Origin of the sequence: Limnospira fusiformis SAG 85.79, from assembly GCF_012516315.1 — a bacterium.
Taxonomy (GTDB): Bacteria; Cyanobacteriota; Cyanobacteriia; order Cyanobacteriales; family Microcoleaceae; genus Limnospira; species Limnospira fusiformis.
Genome location: NZ_CP051185.1, coordinates 1,449,184 through 1,465,844 on the forward strand (window position 1 = coordinate 1,449,184; position 16,661 = coordinate 1,465,844).

The 16,661-nt window shown below is 43.7% G+C and carries 16 protein-coding genes and 1 riboswitch; of the genes, 6 read left to right on the forward strand and 10 right to left on the reverse strand.

All coding sequences use genetic code 11. The features are described from left to right. The first annotated feature begins 356 nt into the window (after nucleotides 1-356). Together typA and HFV01_RS06945 are read left to right on the forward strand one after the other, a co-directional pair. Nucleotides 357-2,147, forward strand: coding sequence for a translational GTPase TypA (gene typA, locus HFV01_RS06940; protein WP_193520937.1), 1,791 nt, complete (start codon nucleotides 357-359; stop codon nucleotides 2,145-2,147). A gap of 193 nt (nucleotides 2,148-2,340) precedes the next feature. Next, a riboswitch (Glutamine riboswitch) is annotated at nucleotides 2,341-2,445 on the forward strand. Nucleotides 2,446-2,479: 34 nt separating this feature from the next. Then, nucleotides 2,480-2,674, forward strand: a complete 195-nt coding sequence (locus HFV01_RS06945) for a hypothetical protein (protein ID WP_006624383.1) — start codon at nucleotides 2,480-2,482, stop codon at nucleotides 2,672-2,674. A 132-nt stretch (nucleotides 2,675-2,806) separates the two neighbouring features. On the opposite strand, the gene HFV01_RS06950 is transcribed toward HFV01_RS06945, so the two are convergent. Together HFV01_RS06950 and HFV01_RS06955 are read right to left on the reverse strand one after the other, a co-directional pair. Further along, the gene (locus HFV01_RS06950) at nucleotides 2,807-4,009 is read right to left on the reverse strand and encodes a Coenzyme F420 hydrogenase/dehydrogenase, beta subunit C-terminal domain (protein ID WP_006668682.1); all 1,203 of its coding nucleotides are present in this window, start codon (nucleotides 4,007-4,009) and stop codon (nucleotides 2,807-2,809) included. Nucleotides 4,010-4,204: 195 nt separating this feature from the next. Beyond that, nucleotides 4,205-4,672 carry a universal stress protein gene (locus tag HFV01_RS06955; protein ID WP_006624387.1) on the reverse strand — a complete coding sequence of 156 codons (468 nt, stop codon included), beginning with the start codon at nucleotides 4,670-4,672 and terminating at the stop codon, nucleotides 4,205-4,207. Nucleotides 4,673-4,790: 118 nt separating this feature from the next. On the opposite strand from HFV01_RS06955, the gene leuB reads away from it, so the two are divergent. After that, a complete protein-coding gene (leuB, locus tag HFV01_RS06960) occupies nucleotides 4,791-5,882 on the forward strand; it encodes a 3-isopropylmalate dehydrogenase (RefSeq protein ID WP_006624388.1) in 1,092 nt (363 codons plus the stop codon). Between the two features lie 105 nt (nucleotides 5,883-5,987). Here the strand turns inward: leuB and HFV01_RS06965 are convergent, their stop codons facing one another. Beyond that, nucleotides 5,988-7,475, reverse strand: a complete 1,488-nt coding sequence (locus HFV01_RS06965) for a DNA methyltransferase (protein WP_193520938.1) — start codon at nucleotides 7,473-7,475, stop codon at nucleotides 5,988-5,990. A 223-nt stretch (nucleotides 7,476-7,698) separates the two neighbouring features. On the opposite strand from HFV01_RS06965, the gene HFV01_RS06970 reads away from it, so the two are divergent. Then, on the forward strand, nucleotides 7,699-9,072 hold the full coding sequence (locus HFV01_RS06970) for a helix-turn-helix domain-containing protein (RefSeq protein ID WP_318286198.1): 1,374 nt from the start codon (nucleotides 7,699-7,701) through the stop codon (nucleotides 9,070-9,072). Between the two features lie 36 nt (nucleotides 9,073-9,108). Here the strand turns inward: HFV01_RS06970 and HFV01_RS06975 are convergent, their stop codons facing one another. From HFV01_RS06975 to HFV01_RS06995, 5 genes are all read right to left on the reverse strand, one after another. Further along, complete coding sequence (locus tag HFV01_RS06975; RefSeq protein ID WP_111894793.1) at nucleotides 9,109-9,402, reverse strand: MAE_28990/MAE_18760 family HEPN-like nuclease; 294 nt, start codon at nucleotides 9,400-9,402, stop codon at nucleotides 9,109-9,111. A gap of 13 nt (nucleotides 9,403-9,415) precedes the next feature. Further along, nucleotides 9,416-10,525 carry a DUF262 domain-containing protein gene (locus HFV01_RS06980; protein WP_193520939.1) on the reverse strand — a complete coding sequence of 370 codons (1,110 nt, stop codon included), beginning with the start codon at nucleotides 10,523-10,525 and terminating at the stop codon, nucleotides 9,416-9,418. 356 nt (nucleotides 10,526-10,881) lie between these two features. Continuing rightward, nucleotides 10,882-11,316 (reverse strand): ferredoxin, encoded by a 435-nt coding sequence (locus HFV01_RS06985; RefSeq protein WP_006624397.1) that lies wholly within the window; start codon nucleotides 11,314-11,316, stop codon nucleotides 10,882-10,884. Beyond that, nucleotides 11,316-11,702, reverse strand: coding sequence for a DUF1257 domain-containing protein (locus tag HFV01_RS06990; protein WP_006624398.1), 387 nt, complete (start codon nucleotides 11,700-11,702; stop codon nucleotides 11,316-11,318). Before HFV01_RS06990 ends, HFV01_RS06985 begins: the two co-directional genes overlap by 1 nt. Before the next feature lie 45 nt (nucleotides 11,703-11,747). After that, a complete protein-coding gene (locus HFV01_RS06995) occupies nucleotides 11,748-11,957 on the reverse strand; it encodes a DUF2997 domain-containing protein (protein ID WP_006617668.1) in 210 nt (69 codons plus the stop codon). Nucleotides 11,958-12,337: 380 nt separating this feature from the next. Between HFV01_RS06995 and HFV01_RS07000 the strand changes: the two genes are divergently transcribed. Together HFV01_RS07000 and HFV01_RS07005 are read left to right on the forward strand one after the other, a co-directional pair. After that, on the forward strand, nucleotides 12,338-13,009 hold the full coding sequence (locus HFV01_RS07000) for a glycoside hydrolase family 108 protein (protein ID WP_006624399.1): 672 nt from the start codon (nucleotides 12,338-12,340) through the stop codon (nucleotides 13,007-13,009). A 148-nt stretch (nucleotides 13,010-13,157) separates the two neighbouring features. Next, nucleotides 13,158-13,769 (forward strand): class I SAM-dependent methyltransferase, encoded by a 612-nt coding sequence (locus HFV01_RS07005; RefSeq protein ID WP_006624402.1) that lies wholly within the window; start codon nucleotides 13,158-13,160, stop codon nucleotides 13,767-13,769. 834 nt (nucleotides 13,770-14,603) lie between these two features. Here the strand turns inward: HFV01_RS07005 and HFV01_RS07010 are convergent. Both HFV01_RS07010 and acsF read right to left on the reverse strand, forming a co-directional pair. Continuing rightward, the gene (locus HFV01_RS07010) at nucleotides 14,604-15,302 is read right to left on the reverse strand and encodes an HAD-IA family hydrolase (RefSeq protein WP_006624403.1); all 699 of its coding nucleotides are present in this window, start codon (nucleotides 15,300-15,302) and stop codon (nucleotides 14,604-14,606) included. A 164-nt stretch (nucleotides 15,303-15,466) separates the two neighbouring features. Further along, nucleotides 15,467-16,543 carry a magnesium-protoporphyrin IX monomethyl ester (oxidative) cyclase gene (gene acsF / locus HFV01_RS07015; RefSeq protein ID WP_006624404.1) on the reverse strand — a complete coding sequence of 359 codons (1,077 nt, stop codon included), beginning with the start codon at nucleotides 16,541-16,543 and terminating at the stop codon, nucleotides 15,467-15,469. Nucleotides 16,544-16,661: the final 118 nt, after the last annotated feature.

Here is a 16,661-nt window from a genome sequence, read left to right on the forward strand (position 1 = left end):
GGGAATAGAGAATTTGACACCCCCTCTCTGTCTACCTCTGGGAGAGGGCGATCTCATGTAGGGGCGGCGTTCCGCTAGTTCCTCGACTAGCGGCGAGAAGATAAATAAACCCGGCTTCTGGGTTGGGGTAGTTCTTCCGGGGGTAGGTGGGGGCGAGAAGATAAATAAACTCAGCTTTTGGGTTAGGGTAGTTCCTGCGGGGGTAGGTGGGGGCGAGAACATGAATAAACCCGGCTTCTGGGGAGGGGGTGAGACGAAAGGTTTTTTTGTGAGTTTCGGCCAGATAGGTTAAAATTATTAAGAGATGTGAAATTTTTGCATTTCCAGATAATCTCTGTTATCCCAACTGATCAAGTATGTCTCTTCCCATTCGCAACGTTGCTATTATCGCTCACGTCGATCACGGCAAAACCACATTAGTAGATGCTCTTCTCAAACAGTCCGGTATTTTCCGGGAAGGGGAAGATGTCCCGGACTGTATTATGGACTCCAATGATATTGAACGGGAACGGGGAATCACCATTCTCTCTAAAAATACCGCCGTTCGCTACGGAGAAACACTAATTAATATTGTCGATACCCCCGGTCACGCCGACTTTGGCGGAGAAGTGGAACGGGTGCTAGGTATGGTTGATGGCTGTATACTGATTGTCGATGCTAACGAAGGCCCGATGCCTCAAACGCGCTTTGTCCTGAAAAAGGCGCTAGAAAAGGGACTCCGCCCCATTGTGGTGATTAACAAAATCGATCGCCCTCGTGCCGAACCCTATGGCGCAGTTGATAAAGTCCTAGATTTATTCTTGGAACTGGGGGCAGATGATGACCAGTGCGAGTTCCCCTATCTGTTTGCATCAGGTTTAGCAGGATACGCCAAACAGGACTTGGAAGAAGAAGGGGTAGACATGAAACCCCTATTTGACTACATTATCGACCATGTACCACCACCTGTAGGCGACCCAGAAAAACCCCTACAACTGCAAGTTACCACCCTAGACTATTCCGAATATGTAGGCCGTATCGTTATTGGTAAAATCCATAATGGAGTGATTAGAGCCGGACAACAGGCTGCTTTAGCGAAAGAAAATGGCGAGGTAGTTCGTAGCAAAATCACCAAGTTAATGGGATTTGAAGGCCTGAGCCGGATTGATTTAGAATCCTCTAGCGCCGGAAATCTGGTAGCTGTGGCTGGTTTCAGTGATGCTAATATTGGGGAAACCATCACCTGCCCTAATGAACCCCAGGCTTTACCTTTAATCCGGGTGGATGAACCGACTTTGCAAATGGCTTTCTCGGTGAATGATTCCCCGTTTGCTGGTCAAGAAGGTACTTATGTCACTTCTCGACAATTACGCGATCGCTTAATGCGAGAATTAGAAACCAACGTCGCCCTACGGGTTGAAGAAACCGACTCCCCTGATAAATTCATGGTTTCCGGTCGTGGGGAACTGCATCTAGGTATTTTAATTGAAAATATGCGTCGGGAGGGTTACGAGTTCCAAGTATCCCAACCCCAGGTAATTTACCGAGAAGTTAGCGGTCAACCCTGCGAACCCTTTGAATATCTGGTTTTAGATGTTCCAGAAGAGGCTGTAGGGAGTTGTATGGAACGCTTGGGTCAGCGCCGCGCCGAAATGCAGGATATGCGTATGGGGGTTAATGGTCGCGGCCAATTGGAATTTGTAGTTCCCGCCCGTGGTTTAGTAGGTTTCCGGGGGGAATTTATGCGGATGACCCGTGGTGAAGGGATTATGAACCACAGTTTCCTAGAATATCGTCCCATGAGTGGAGATATTGAAGCGCGACGCAATGGGGTGTTAATTTCTTTTGAAGAGGGGGTTAGCACTTTCTACGCCCTGAAAAATGCTGAGGATCGGGGTGTGTTTTTCATTACCCCAGGAACTAAGGTTTATAAAGGCATGATTGTTGGGGAACACAACCGACCCCAAGACCTGGAGTTAAATGTCTGCAAAACTAAGCAGTTGACTAACCACCGTTCTGCTACTGGGGATGAATTGGTACAATTACAGACTCCCATGGATATGAGTTTAGAACGTGCCTTAGAATATATCGGCCCTGATGAGTTGGTGGAGGTTACTCCTGAGTCCGTGCGTCTGCGTAAGGTGAGTAAAAAGTTGGTTAAACGCTAAACCTACCTAAAACTACCTTGGCGCTAGGGTTCAGCGGGCGGGTTGCTGTGGCTGTATATTAGACAATACAGCGCGCACCCGCCCCTCAATTTTTCTGAGCCGGGGACAGGGAACCGTCAGGAAATCTTAACCCCAATTTCAAGGAAGGTTATTGACATATAATAAATTGTGTTATATTTGATAAAATATGCAAATCGTTCATCTCCCCCACCCGTTAACTCAACTGGCCGTTTGTCCAGTTATTGGTTAACGTTCTGAGGAAGACGGAAGTAGGGACCCATGCCCGAAGGAACGCGCCACATTTTGACAGTTGGTTGAAGGGAGTCAGTACAATGTTTGTACCTTCTTTGGTGGCTTTTTCCGTCGCTTGCTTGGCGATTTACTTGAGTTTTCACACTTCTGAGGAGGTTGTTAAAGTTGGAGCGAGGGGGACTGCATTTGTCTGTTTATTGATCAGTCTGGTTTATGCACCTTGGTCAGTTTTGCTGGTCTTAATTGTTCCAGTATTGGCTTACCGACTGGCATAACAGAGATTGGGGTGGTTTCCTCCTGACAAATGATATGTTTCGAGAACTGAGACAGGGATTTTGACAAAATTAGCCAGTTTTTTGACTGCTAATTTTACCCTGCCCCAGTCAGCCCTTACGGGGGTCTTTTTTTTATTCTGGTAGTTTGTACTGTGCTACAATCCGTTTAGCAAAATCGGGGACGTGATTCTCTAGTTTCTCTGGGTAATTGCGTTTGACATAGAGATAGTTGCGGGTGTAGTGAGAGTCGATGGAAAAGCGGGCATATTCTAAGCCTTTGGGTCCAATGCGTTCAATAACTACCCCCATCATTTTAGCTGCCCACATGGGTATGGTGACGGCTTTATCGTAGGCGGGGATGCTCTGTTGAACGGCGGCGCGACGATCGCCCTGGGAAGATACGGGCTGAGTGTCCAGTTGGTCTTGAATCAGATCGAGCATTTCCTGTCCGCGATCGTTACGAACGACGATCCATTGCCAGCCAAAAGGAGCCCCCATATATCCTACCACTAAATCAGCAAGTGAGTTCACATAATCAAAACAACTGAGACAGGAGGGGGCAAAAATATCTTTAAGTTGGTTAGTTTTCAAGCCAAAAAATGGGACGGTTTCGGTGGAACCATCTTCGTGCTTAAAGTGGACGCGGAAATCCTGCATAAATTCATAATGGACAACGGTTTCGGGCGATCGGCTAGTAGTTTCCAAAAACTTTTGTAGACCGGCGCGGGTAACATTGTCAACGCAGGGAGTACCGAGAACATAGAGTTTTTCTAAGCCCATTTGTTTCTCAACGGCACGAAGGGCTTGAATCTGACATCCTACACCGATAACGAGTAATTTTTTCATACCCGATCGCTCTACTTCTTCCAAAACTGATAAGTTAGGGGAGAGGGTAGGCTTGTTAACCCTGGCGGCGAGAACTTCCTCCGGGGTGCGGGCGAGGATCGGCATAGGTCCAAAGCGATCCTCTTTGGTATTTTGGACACAAACCACCCCTTCGACTATACCTTGGTTAAGCATCTCACAGGCGATCGTGCTGACAATGCCTGTCCACTGTGCGCCTGGTATAGGTTCTTTTTTGCGGGCGGCCATCATATCCTGATGAACCCCAAAATACAGGTCATCTGAGTTGTCTAAATTACGGGATCTGCCGTGGGCTTGTTCTTCGAGGTTAGCGATCTGTTCGTTAAGAAAAGCACAGGCTTCCTTGACATAGTGGATATAGTAGGTATCGCAGAGACCGCATTCGCTACAGAGGGCTTTAGCGGGGCGACGGCTTCCGGGTTTAAGGGCTTTGGCTTTCTGATGCGAGTGAGGTTGCTGTAATGAAGTCATTGAAAGCGTGTTTGTTATGTGTAAGATTCAGTGGCTCAATTTTAGCATTTAGGCGACCACTTGGGGATTACCTGATAATTTATTGTATAATTATAAGTTTTTTTTTACCCCTGGGGGCAGTAATAGGAGAATTGATGAAGGGGAGATATCCTAATCATTAAAAAGGCGATCGCCCCTCAAATGCCTATTTTTTTATTAAGGGTTTTGAACTATCAAAACGGAACACCTGAGATGATGGATCACATGATTACTAACACTACCAAGAAACAGTTCAGCCAGTTCGGAACGTCCCCTTCTTCCCATGACGACTAAATCAGGATTCCAGGATAAAGACACTTCTCTAATCCAATAACCTGCCTCACCAATTTTATACTCAGATGTAGCCCTAATCCCCTGCTGTTCACACTCATCTAAAAAAGTTTGTAGCCAACTTTTGACCTCCTCAACTTCCTTAGCCATAAGTTCTTGTTGCACCTGCGCCGCCCGTCCCAACCCCTGTCCATAAATATCCCCAGCCGAACCAAAAGCCAGGGGAGACAGTCCCACACAATGAAAAATCTTCAGTTCCGCCTGTTCTACTTTAGCGAGGTGAAATGCTTTTTGGAACACGAGCCTACTTTGGGATGACCTATCAATGGCCACCAGAATTTTAGAATATTCCATAACCCGAACCAAATACGCCTTAAATTTATGATACCCCTTTATTGACAGTATCAGAGGAAATTATCTATTTTCCTGTTATGATATAAGGCTGCACTGCAATATATGAAACGATATCAAAATGACCCAAAACTACCGCATTACCCTTCTGTCAGGTGATGGCATCGGCCCCGAAATTATGGCGGTGGCGGTGGATGTCCTCAAGGCTGTTGGTAAACAATTAGACCTAAATTTTGAATTTAAAGAAGCTCTCATGGGGGGAGTGGCTATTGATGCTACAGGGGAACCGCTACCAGAGGAATCATTACAGGCTTGTCGCGATAGTGATGCGGTGTTGCTGGCGGCGATCGGTGGCTACAAGTGGGACAATTTACCGCGTCAGCAGCGCCCAGAAACGGGACTTTTGGCACTGAGAGCAGGTTTGGGGCTATTTGCTAACCTGCGTCCGGCTACTATTTTGCCTCACTTGCTTGATGCGTCATCTCTGAAGCGGGAAGTTGTGGAAGGGGTAGATATTATGGTGGTGCGAGAGTTGACGGGGGGTATTTATTTCGGTCAACCCAAGGGTATTTTTGAGACGGAGACGGGGGAAAAACGAGGGGTCAATACGATGGCCTATGGAGAATCGGAAATAGACCGGATTGGACGGGTGGGGTTTGAAACGGCGAAAAAACGCCAGGGTCGCCTGTGTTCGGTGGATAAGGCTAATGTTCTGGATGTTTCTCAGTTATGGCGCGATCGCATTATGGCTCTGGCGGCGGACTATCCAGAGGTGGAATTGTCTCATTTATATGTGGATAATGCGGCTATGCAATTGGTGCGCTGGCCGAAACAGTTTGATACTATTGTGACTGGTAATTTGTTTGGGGATATCCTCTCAGACGCGGCGGCTATGCTAACGGGAAGTATTGGGATGCTACCTTCGGCGAGTTTGGGTGCTTCTGGTCCTGGGGTGTTTGAGCCTGTACACGGTTCGGCTCCAGATATCGCGGGACAGGATAAGGCGAACCCGTTGGCTCAGGTATTGAGTGCTGCTATGATGTTGCGTTATGGTTTGGATGAACCGGCAGCGAGCGATCGCCTTGAGAAAGCGGTGTTAAAGGTTCTGGATTGGGGATACCGCACGGGGGATATTATGTCTGAGGGTATGAAGGCGGTAGGCTGTCGGGAAATGGGGGATATGTTATTAAAGGCTGTGTCTGAACAGGGTTGATGACAATTCCCTGATCATGCGATCGCTTCCGGTTAGCTTAATTCTGGGGTTAATTTTGGGGAGGCGATCGCTATTTTCATAAGGTTATGAGATTTTGAAGAATGCTCAAAGGTCGAACTCCCCTTGCTTAAAGTTAACCAGTTTCTGTTTTTCGGCACTTTTCAGCACTTCATAACTGAGCCGAATATTTAATCTCTGTCGCTTCTCCACAATATCCTTAACGGTAACAATCTGAATCTTATCACAACTATCAGTTATGTATTGGCTGCGATAAAATCCCGCAGATTTTGCGGTTGTTAGCATTTCTTTAGTAGGTTCTTGGAGGGTGATAAAAATCGCAAGACTAGCATTTTGTAGGGTCATGGTTCCGATTAAGTCCCGAATGTCTCCTGATTTGACTTTTCCTGATTTGACTTGGAAAATCATTTTTTCCGGTGTCTGTTGATCGCCTTGAAATAAAACGACTCCATCAACTCCTTGGTCTGCGCCTTTTTTGTGGTTAATTAATGCTCGGTTATTTGTATATGTTAAAACCGCCCATTTTTCAAATTCTTTCCTAGTGCGATCGTCCGCTTTGTTGGCTAATGCTATGGCGCTTTCCATGTCTTGGGGTATACCATGCCGTTTGATGGTCTCTAATACTCCCTTACCAAAGCTATCTTCTAATCTTTTTAAAATTAAGCTAATACTTTGATAGGTAATATCAATTCCTATCCATTTTCGGTTAAATTTTTCGCACACTGCAACTGTTGTACCACAGCCACAATAAGCATCTAATACTATATCACCCTCATTAGAACTGGCTTGGATTATTCTTTCTAATAATGCTTCTGGTTTTTGTGTGGGATAACCTAAACGCTCTCTGCTCGAAGGCATCACTGGTTGAATTTCCCACCAATCTTCAGGATGCTTGCCATTTTGATTTTGTTGATAATTATCATATACTTTTTTGCCTCTAAAAGATCTAGCTTTGTATTTTAATCTTTGCTCACTATCTTCTGAATATGGAATCCGAATATCATTAACATTAAAGGAATAGATATTGCCTTTTGAGTATCTAAAAATAATATCATGCTTTCGCGCAAAATCTCTTCTGGGTACACCACCACCACGATAACACCAAATAATCTCATTTAAGAAATTGCCACCCTGAGAACAAAAAACCGCATCTAACACTAACTTTAAATAATGGCTGGCGGTTGGATCGCAGTGTAGGTAAAAGCTCCCGGTAGGTTTTAAAACTCGGTGAATTTCGGTTATTCTTAAAGTCATACTAACTAAATAAGCTAGTAAACTTCCTTTACCCAATACATTCTCTAAGCCAGTGATTAAATAAACAGCTTGCTCAGTGAATAAACCATTATAATTGCTGCTGATTTCCTCAAAGCCGTGCATAGCACGATTGTCCCATTCCCAGGTGTCAATAAATGCTTGAGCTTGTGCTTTGTCTTCCGAACCAATATTATTATAAATTTGATTATAATTTCGCTTAGAATTAAAAGGCGGATCGATATAACATAAGTCAACCGAATCATCTTTGATGTAGCGTCTCAAAACCTCTAAGTTGTCACCGTAATAAAGATGATTAGCCATGATTTTTCACCAAAGTGGTTGGGTTGAACTTGTTAAATCTCTACTTTTTCTAATTACGACAATGCCACAAACTTTAGGTATTTGGCTATACTTAAAAATCAGATTATGACGTAAGTTTTGTGAATAAATATTAACTAAATGACGTAAAATGACGTAAAATGACGTAAAATGACGGGCATCAACTAAGGTATAATGGCTAAATCGATTAGCCTGTTTAAGTTCAATGGATGTAACAGAAGTTTTACAATTGGCAGATCATCTAGTGTTTCAGCAAACAGAAAAGCACTTAGACGACTCTCAGCAAACTGTGATTAAGGCAGTATGGGAAGGTAAAACCTATGATCAAATTGCCGATTTATCTCATTTGAGTGAGCGTTATGTTAGAGATATTGGTTATAAATTATGGCAAATATTGTCTGAAGCATTAGGTGAGGATATAAAAAAAAATAACTTTCGGTCAACCTTTGAACGGTTAGAATTTAATTTATCACAATCTACTAATATCAACAACATACAAAACAATGTGCAAAGTAGCAATAATTTACAATTTTATTCACCTCCTAGTCAACCCCTAAATAGGGAGCAAAGACACGAGGATATATTCCAGAAAATCGATTTAAGTTTAGCGCCTGAAATTATTGGTTTTTCCAGACGAGAAACGGAATTAAAGATGCTGGAAAATTGGTTATTAAATAAGGGAAAGAGTCGTTTAATTTCGGTGTTAGGAGTATCTGGTATTGGGAAAACTACTCTAGTTAAAAGATTTGTAGATCAGCACTTAGATAGATTTGAAGTAATAATTTGGAGGAACTTAAAATTTCCAGAATCGTTGACATCGCTAGTTAATGATTTATTGAAAGTTAGCGAAAAAGAACCAAAAGGAACTGTGAGCGATCGCCTTAAACAACTATTAGGTTTCTTCACGGAAAAGCACTGTTTAATCATCCTGGACGATGTACAAAATCTGTTTACGAGAGGCGCATTAGTCGGACAATACGAAAGAGACTATCAAGATTATCAAAACTTTTTCCGGGCGATCGCCGACTTAGAACATCAGAGTAATGTTATATTAATCAGTCGAGAGAAATGTCGAGAGATGGAGTGTTTAGATGAGCAATTATATCCGATAAAATCTTTAGAGTTATCCGGTTTAGAGGATGTAGAAATCCTGAGAAATATGGGAGGAGGACTGCTGAAGGATGAGGATAATTGGTTAAAGTTAATCCAATTATATCAGGGAAATCCTGGTTATTTGAAACAGATTGCTTTTATCATCCACAACATTTTTGATGGTCATGTCGCTGATTTTTTAGCCGAGAATAGCTTGATAATCACCCCAGAAATGCAGTTTGGTTTTCAGCAGCTATTTGAGCGACTCTCACCCATAGAACAGCAACTTATCTTAGAGTTGAGCCAGTTAGATAAACCTGTAACTAGAGAAGATTTAACCGAGAGTTTACAGTTATCATCAATGGACTTAATTAACGGGTTACAGTCCTTACAGCAGCGATATATAGTTACGAAAATTCGAGAAAATCGGCTGTTGTTTAAGGTGTGTCCGGTATTGAGGGAGTATCTGATCCGTTGTCAAAAGTGATAGGAATTGGTAGAATGGATTGGTATAGTGATGTGGCTAAAGAGAGCGATCGCAGTTATTCGGGGTGGTTGAGGTATATATGGCAGTGATTTCTTTAAAAATCTCCGAGGATAGATTCGAGGCGGTCGAGATCGCATCTTTGGGTAAAACCGACCTTTGATTTAACTCCGAAATAAAAAATTTGCAGATAGGGATATAGACTGAAGGTTTATTGGTCTCTTTTGACTTCTTCAGTTTTTCCTTCATCGCCAAAGCCAAAAAATTGCTCGAAAGTTCTTGATAATTCAGCTTTTGCAGGCGAACATAGTCCAGATAAGCATTCGCTGCCAAGTCGTTCGCATTTTCATAGGGGAGAAAATACCTCTCGACCCAATTTAATTAGATGGGGTAAACGTCTGGTTGCATTAACTCCAGCACCGGAATTATGGCGATAGGTTGGATTTGACCAAATGCTCTTGATGCGATCGCAGACTCGATCTTTGTGAAGGGGATTTTTATAATGATACCCTATTCCGAGGGCAATTACTTCATAGGCAGACAATAAAAACCCACCCAGAAATCTATCATCTTCGAGTTTATATCGCTTAAAGCTATTATCGCCCATCGTTTCATGCAAGATCTTAAAAGTCACATCAAAGGCTGTTTCTATATCGCCAAAATTCCAATTATTATCGATGGTTTTATCTCGCATTTCCTTAGTCAATAAATCACTGACATCACCTTTCATGTTTTCAAGATTTTCATCATCCCGGTCAAACAGAAGCATGAAACGCAATACTAATTCCATATCATACTGTTCTTCATAGAGGCGATCGCTCAAAGCAATACAGTTTTTGAAGGTATCCCTTTCCGCAAGCGATCGCATCACATTATATAGATTTTTATCTAACATTAATGCCATGCAATTCCTCACTTCTTGAGGCGTAGCGATCGACCCCCTTGTGTTGAGTCGCTGAAATAACTCATATTTGATAATTCTATCACTTTCTGGCAAAACAATATTTACCGTAATTTTCGCTCTCTTAATCAACAAACGCTGTGTCGGAGTCAGAGAATTTTCCTGGTCGTCCGGATCATCCCATTTTTTGCCCTTTAATGAAGGCAAGTACATGGTAGAATCCAAAATATAGAAATCGGTATCTTTATCTGGATGTTTGTCTCTCCAAATGCCGACAAATTCATAGATAGTTGAAAGTCTTTGTAAACCATCAATCACCTCCCACACACCGTCATTTCCTTGACTGACAAAAATTGGCGGAATCGGTATTCCCAAAACTATCGATTCTATAAATGATGATTTTTGGTAGTTTGACCACCTAAAATAACGTTGAAAATCCGGGCGAATTTCGATTTCTTTATGCTCATATAGACTCATCAACTCACCGATGGACATTGAGTAGCTGTCCGTTTTGATATTTCGTCTGTGTTTATCGATTTCTTCTTGTAATGACATGGGGGGATAAGTAGCAAATTTTAAAAGAGATTATAACCCATTATAACAGCATATAATCGATGGTGTAAAAACCATCCGATGGCGCGATCGCTCCATTGATCTGCGAGTTCGTCTCATTCCACCCAGTATCTATAAATCACTCCTCCCCAATTCCCTTTTTTTCGCCAACCATCCCCCCTTGTCCAGATATTTGGGAAATGGGAACCCCCCCACCACTGGGAAATGTCTATTGATTCTCCAAGCATTTCACACTCCCCGACAAAAAAGCAAAAGCAAGATGTTCTCACTTTTGCTGAACTTGTAATAATTTAGGGATTAGGGGATAATAGAGGAATTACCCCTAGTTTGATTGTAGTTTACCTTGGGGACTGTTTACGTTTCCGGGGTGCGATCGCCGCCTCAGCCGGAAAACCAACCCTAGCGATCACCTGATTTTGACGTTCTTGTTCAAGGACTTTGAGTTCCGTATAGTCAACCCAGTGAATGCAATCAACCGGACAAGTATCGATCGCCTCTTGAATGACATCTTCCGAATCTCCATCCTGGCGAAACACTCGCGATCGGCCATGGTCTGGCTCAATATAGAATGTGTTTCTAGCCACATGAGCGCAATGCTTGCAACCAATACAAGTAGGCTCATCAACATAAACCCCTTTTTGGCGCAGTGTACCCCCCAACTCTGGCTCAAACCCAGAACGCTCAGGTGCATCCCGCAAAAACCCACCCAATTCCGGTTCTAACCCCGAACGTTCTGAGTGAGACTGTTGTGATGATGCAGACAATTGAGACATTAAGCACTCCAGCGTTGAACAACTAAGCGGATCGATCCATCTTGATTATTGTGCTGTTCGGAAACTTGGAAACCTTGGGCCGTACTCGCGGTAACCACAGTGTGGAAAGCATAACGTTGAGTAACTTTTCTCAGGAAATGATCAACCGGGGTAGCTTGTTGCCAAAATTGCAAATCTGCCACCAGTTCATATTCCTGACCATTCCAAGCGAAGCCGATATCATAACCATTCTCTTGTTGGATAACCACTTCCGCCGCCAGAGTTTGACCACGATAACCTCGAACCTCGCGGGGTCCAGGCTTCCAGTCAATACCTAAATCAGTCAAAGCAGCTTTTAAAGAGGTGATATTCCGAATTTGGGTTTTGATTTGGCTAAAGTGTGACATAGTTGGTAAATTGTGAATGAATTGCTTGAACGGTATAGATAGAATTTACCAGTTACTCAAACCCACTTGAGCAGTGGCATTCTGAGACTGGTGATTCCCTTGGGCGAAATATTCAGAAGTTGTCTCCTGATTTAATACCACCCCTAACTCAGCTTCGATCGCCGCCGTAACCTCAGCACAGGACGCACCAACAATTCCGGTGACTCGTTCCTGAACTCGGCCGTCGGGATGGATGATAAACTCTAGGGTTTCCATAGCTTAAATCGACTGCACAAAGTGGTCTAATACAATACCGATACCAGAGAAGATCTCTGATATAGGCAGGCTGTCAGCTAAATCAGATGGTTCTGACTGCACTGTTCAGACATCAGGGGTAATCAGTTGGACAAAAACCCCTGAGAACTTGACAAAAGTTATCAATGCCTGAAGCAGTAGGTTCATTATATGTTAAGTTTCGCGTAGATGCTCCGAACCGTCAAGGCATGGTACTATTGACCCGATAACATCTACTTCCGGCTCTCTGTATTTCCCCTCTGAGCCTGGGTAGGAGACGGCTGGCAGGGATTGGTCAGCTTTGCTGCTATCCTTAGTTGAGAGTTGAGTGAACTCACCAGACCAAAGGACTCGTTAGATCTATGAATGTACAACAAGCAACTGGTAAGCTGAAGCATATCAATCTCAAGTCTCGCCTGATTGCTGGCGGTTTGGGGTTATTGGTGGCTATTTCTATTCCCCTGATTGGTCACGAAACCTTGGCTCGTACCCGCAGTAAAAGCGATTACGAACAGCGACTTTTTGATGCCGCTTTGGGATTTACTCTCTATTTTGAGGGTGGCTTTAGTGACCATCCGGCAGATATTGGCGGCCGCACCTATAGGGGTATTCTCCAAACTGAGTATAATGCCTATCGTGCCAGCAGGGGTTTACCTCCCTTGGATGTGCTACAAATGTCTGATGCGGAAATGCTGGAAATTTATGATGGCTATTGGAGAGGTAGCGGCGCTCCCGCCATGCACCCCGCTTTAGCGATCGTCATGTTTGACACAGCCGTTAACTTTGGCATTCATAATTCCATTACTTTTTTACAACAAGCCCTGGGGTTGCCACAAACGGGGGTATTTGATGCCGAAACTCGCGCGGCTCTCGCACAGGGTAACAATAAGTTTACCGCTCTCCAAATTGTTAATGAGCGCATCCTGTATCGTTATAAGCGGGTTCAGGAAAAGCCCAGTCAAATGGCTTTCTTTCATGGTTGGCTCAGTCGTGATTATAGTCTCTGGGGATATGTTAGCCAGATTCAAAATTAATTGATATTCCGGGATTGATCACAGAGCTATAATATCGGTTAGAGATATATATTCCGGTGCGTCAGAGTTACCAGTGTTTCTGGTGACCCAAAAGCTCCTGGGTCTGACGCTACCTTACTATTTTCTATGTGGGGGATATCTTTAATCTATGACTGACAGCTTTTTTCAGAATAAACAATCGTTTTTTGACCGCTGGGCTCCTTTTTATGATTTCCTGCTGACCACGGTTTTCTATCAGGCTGTACATAAGCGTTTATTGGAGTTTGCGGAGTTTCCTAATTCCGCTAATATTCTTGATATTGGCTGTGGTACAGGACGACTGCTACAGCGTTTGGCTAAACAGTTTCCTGACCTTCAGGGGACGGGGTTGGACTTATCTCCTCAAATGATTAAAGAGGCGAAAAACCAAAATGTCTATGGCGATCGCCTACAGTTTCTACAGGGGAATGTTGAGGCTTTACCTTTTCCTGAGTCGAGTTTTGATGCCGTTTTTTGTACTATCAGTTTTCTCCATTATCCTCACCCTGAATTCGTCCTAGCAGAAATTAAACGGGTTTTGCGATCGCAGGGAGTTTTTTATCTGGCTGATTATACCGTTAATGATTGGACTGAATATCGAGAGGTTGCTGTCTCTCCTGGTAAGTTGCGGTGGTACAGCCGCAAAAAAAGGGAACAGTTGGCTAATTCTGCGGGTTTGTCTTGTTTGGGTCATCACTATTTAATCGGTCCGGTTCTCCTCACTAAGTTTGTTAATTATTAACCAATGAACTGCCTCTTATTTTCACTTCCTCTCCGTCCGGGATAGGCTGCGGAAAGCGGTTATGCACATAATCGCCTTTTTGTCAATAGGTAGAAAATTGGCCGTCCCCTTTTTCCCAAAAACTCGTGCATCGCCAGCTTAATTTTTTCCTCAGAGAATAACTTTAAGCGCCATAGAATCAGGGTTGTAGCCTTTTTTTTTGCATATAGACACAGTAGCCCCTTGGGTGCGATTTATTTGAGTGTATCACAACCCCCATAATCTCGTCAACTATTTGCGAGCGATTAGCAATAAAATCGTAATAAATCTTAACAATCTTTGTGATATTAAATTCATCTGGCGGTATAAATTAGTTAAACTTATGTTTTTGGGGGTGATCATGGCTGTTGGGGGTTAATAACCCAACCTAGGATCGAAAGGCGATCGCCTCCCAACGAGAAAATTAATCAACTCAAACCTCCCCCCGAAACGGCTATGCACATAATCGCCTTTTTGTCAATAGGTAGAAAATTGGCCGTCCCCTTTTTCCCAAAAACTCGTGCATCGCCAGCTTAATTTTTTCCTCAGAGAATAACTTTAAGCGCCATATAATCAGGGTTGTAGCCTTTTTTTTTGCATATAGACACAGCAACCCCTTGGGTGCGATTTATTTGAGTGTATCACAACCCCCATAATCTCGTCAACTATTTGCGAGCAATTAGCAATAAAATCGTAATAAATCTTAACAATCTTTGTGATATTAAATTCATCTGGCGGTATAAATTAGTTAAACTTATGTTTTTGGGGGTGATCATGGCTGTTGGGGGTTAATAACCAAACCTAGGAGAATATCGCCTAAACTTGCGCGGGGGAAACCCGGTGATGATCAGGTTCAAAAGCCGGAAGATGCCAATATTCTGGTTTAAAATCTTCTAGGGAAGTCAGGACTTGATCAGCTTGTTGATAGGCGCTGTAGTCCATTTCTGGCGGTGGAATAGCCACCACATACATTCCCGCTTGTCGCGCAGCCATTACCCCAGCGAGGGAGTCTTCAAACACTAGGCAATTTTCAGGTTTAGCACCTAGTCGTTTAGCCGCAATTAAGAATATATCTGGTGCGGGTTTTCCTCTGGTTAATTCCGGGTCATCTCCTCTGACAATACAGCGGAATAGGGAAAACCAGGCTTGATGGGGTTGGGTTTTGGCGGTAAAGGGTCTGGTAGCAGAACTGGTGGCGACGGCTTGGGGGATATTGTGGTTAGCGAGGTGATGGGTAAGCCGAACTATTCCGGGTAGGGGGGGAACTTGGGGATAGTATTGATAGATAATTGCGTCTTTTTCCTGCAAAAATGCTTCGGGGGTTAGGGGTAATTGCAGGGTTTCTACAATTAAGGCGGCGGAGTCTTTAGACTTACGACCACAAAGTTGATATTGTAGGGTTCTGTCAATGGTTTTACCATAACGGTTAGCGATCGCCTGATTTACTTGAGCATGGAGAGGCTCAGTATCTAATAGTATACCGTCAAGATCATAAATAACGTGGGTGATCGCCATAACCAATAAGGTAGGAATTACTTGGAGTTTTGGGCTAGTTAGGTGTTATTTAACTACGGAAACTAGGGAGACATCAGCCTTGTCTGTCCTAGTTATGGTGTTTGATGTGGGGTGGAGACACCCCCCCGTAAATGGGGGGGAGGTAGGTAGGTGTTCAGTGACAATTAGCGAACTACACCATGACTGGGTTCTACATTAATGGGTTTGAGTAGGTACAGGTTTAAGAACTGCCAACCATTAGAGATGTAGTGGGGTAGTTTTTGGAAGAACTTGACGAAACCAGGTGCGTTAGAATTAGCGATCGCACTAAGTTTTTCATTAGTCTTCACGCACTCATCAAGACGTTGGTAGAAACTGGGGTGATTGACATTAAGGATAATGGGGAACACCCGACCAGCAGTTTCGTTAGTTTTTTCGATTACTTCGATGTCATAATCGCGAGCATTCAAGCCAATAGCCGCATAGAAGTCCGCACGCTGTAGGTCATTTAGATACATAGTCGCGAACACAGATAGCAGGAAGAAGCGACACCATAGGCGAGCTTTCCAGTCGTTCAACAGGCTAGGCTGAGACTTGAGTATCGCATCAAAGAAATCACCGTGGCGGTTTTCATCCTGACACCAGTTTTCAAAGAAACGGAAAATCGGGTAAATCCGATCTTCTGGATGAGCTTCTAAATGGCGATAGATTTTGATGTAACGCCAGTAACCAATCTTCTCAGAAAGATAGGTAGCGTAGAAGATAAACTTGGGTTTAAAGAAGGTGTACTTCCGGCTTTTGGTGAGAAAACCCAGATCCAGAGATAAGTTAAAATCGGACAGAGCTTTGTTAAGGAAACCGGCATGGCGTGCTTCATCTCGTGACATGAGCAAGAAGCATTCAGCCAAGACAGGGCTTTTTTCTTTAAGGCGACGGCTGAGTTCTTTGTAAAGCAGGAAGCCAGAAAATTCGGCGGTGCAGGAACGCTCTAAAAACTCTACAAAAACCTTGCGAGTTTCGCCATCAATGTGGTCCCAGGACTGTTCAAACTCTTCGTCACGGACAAAGTGATGACGGTTGTAGTCAACCCGGAACTCTTCCAAGATCGCCCTGATTTCCTCTTCATTAGCAGAGATGTCCATTTTTTCCATCTCTTCAAAATCTGTGGTGTAGAACCGAGGTGTCAGGATGGTTTCCTTAGCTGGAACCTTAACCCCAGGACGTATCTCTTCAAATGTGGGTTTTTTCAGGGAATCTACCATAATGCTCGTGTTTTATTAATTATTGCAAGGGACTTGGTGTGGGCGATGGGCTACTATGGGCTGAACATCGCCCTTTAGTTAAAATGACCAACCCGCTTGGGGCTGCAATCAAAAGCGT

Coding starts and splice junctions, on each gene's coding strand:
- HFV01_RS07010 (WP_006624403.1), bottom strand. CDS start 15,302: ATGGCGATCACCCACGTTATTTATGATCTTGACGGTATACTATTAGAT.
- HFV01_RS06970 (WP_318286198.1), top strand. CDS start 7,699: ATGGATGTAACAGAAGTTTTACAATTGGCAGATCATCTAGTGTTTCAG.
- HFV01_RS06980 (WP_193520939.1), bottom strand. CDS start 10,525: ATGTCATTACAAGAAGAAATCGATAAACACAGACGAAATATCAAAACG.
- HFV01_RS06985 (WP_006624397.1), bottom strand. CDS start 11,316: ATGTCTCAATTGTCTGCATCATCACAACAGTCTCACTCAGAACGTTCG.
- HFV01_RS07005 (WP_006624402.1), top strand. CDS start 13,158: ATGACTGACAGCTTTTTTCAGAATAAACAATCGTTTTTTGACCGCTGG.
- HFV01_RS06955 (WP_006624387.1), bottom strand. CDS start 4,672: ATGGAATATTCTAAAATTCTGGTGGCCATTGATAGGTCATCCCAAAGT.
- HFV01_RS06965 (WP_193520938.1), bottom strand. CDS start 7,475: ATGGCTAATCATCTTTATTACGGTGACAACTTAGAGGTTTTGAGACGC.
- HFV01_RS06945 (WP_006624383.1), top strand. CDS start 2,480: ATGTTTGTACCTTCTTTGGTGGCTTTTTCCGTCGCTTGCTTGGCGATT.
- HFV01_RS06990 (WP_006624398.1), bottom strand. CDS start 11,702: ATGTCACACTTTAGCCAAATCAAAACCCAAATTCGGAATATCACCTCT.
- HFV01_RS07000 (WP_006624399.1), top strand. CDS start 12,338: ATGAATGTACAACAAGCAACTGGTAAGCTGAAGCATATCAATCTCAAG.
- typA (WP_193520937.1), top strand. CDS start 357: ATGTCTCTTCCCATTCGCAACGTTGCTATTATCGCTCACGTCGATCAC.
- leuB (WP_006624388.1), top strand. CDS start 4,791: ATGACCCAAAACTACCGCATTACCCTTCTGTCAGGTGATGGCATCGGC.
- HFV01_RS06950 (WP_006668682.1), bottom strand. CDS start 4,009: ATGACTTCATTACAGCAACCTCACTCGCATCAGAAAGCCAAAGCCCTT.
- HFV01_RS06995 (WP_006617668.1), bottom strand. CDS start 11,957: ATGGAAACCCTAGAGTTTATCATCCATCCCGACGGCCGAGTTCAGGAA.
- acsF (WP_006624404.1), bottom strand. CDS start 16,543: ATGGTAGATTCCCTGAAAAAACCCACATTTGAAGAGATACGTCCTGGG.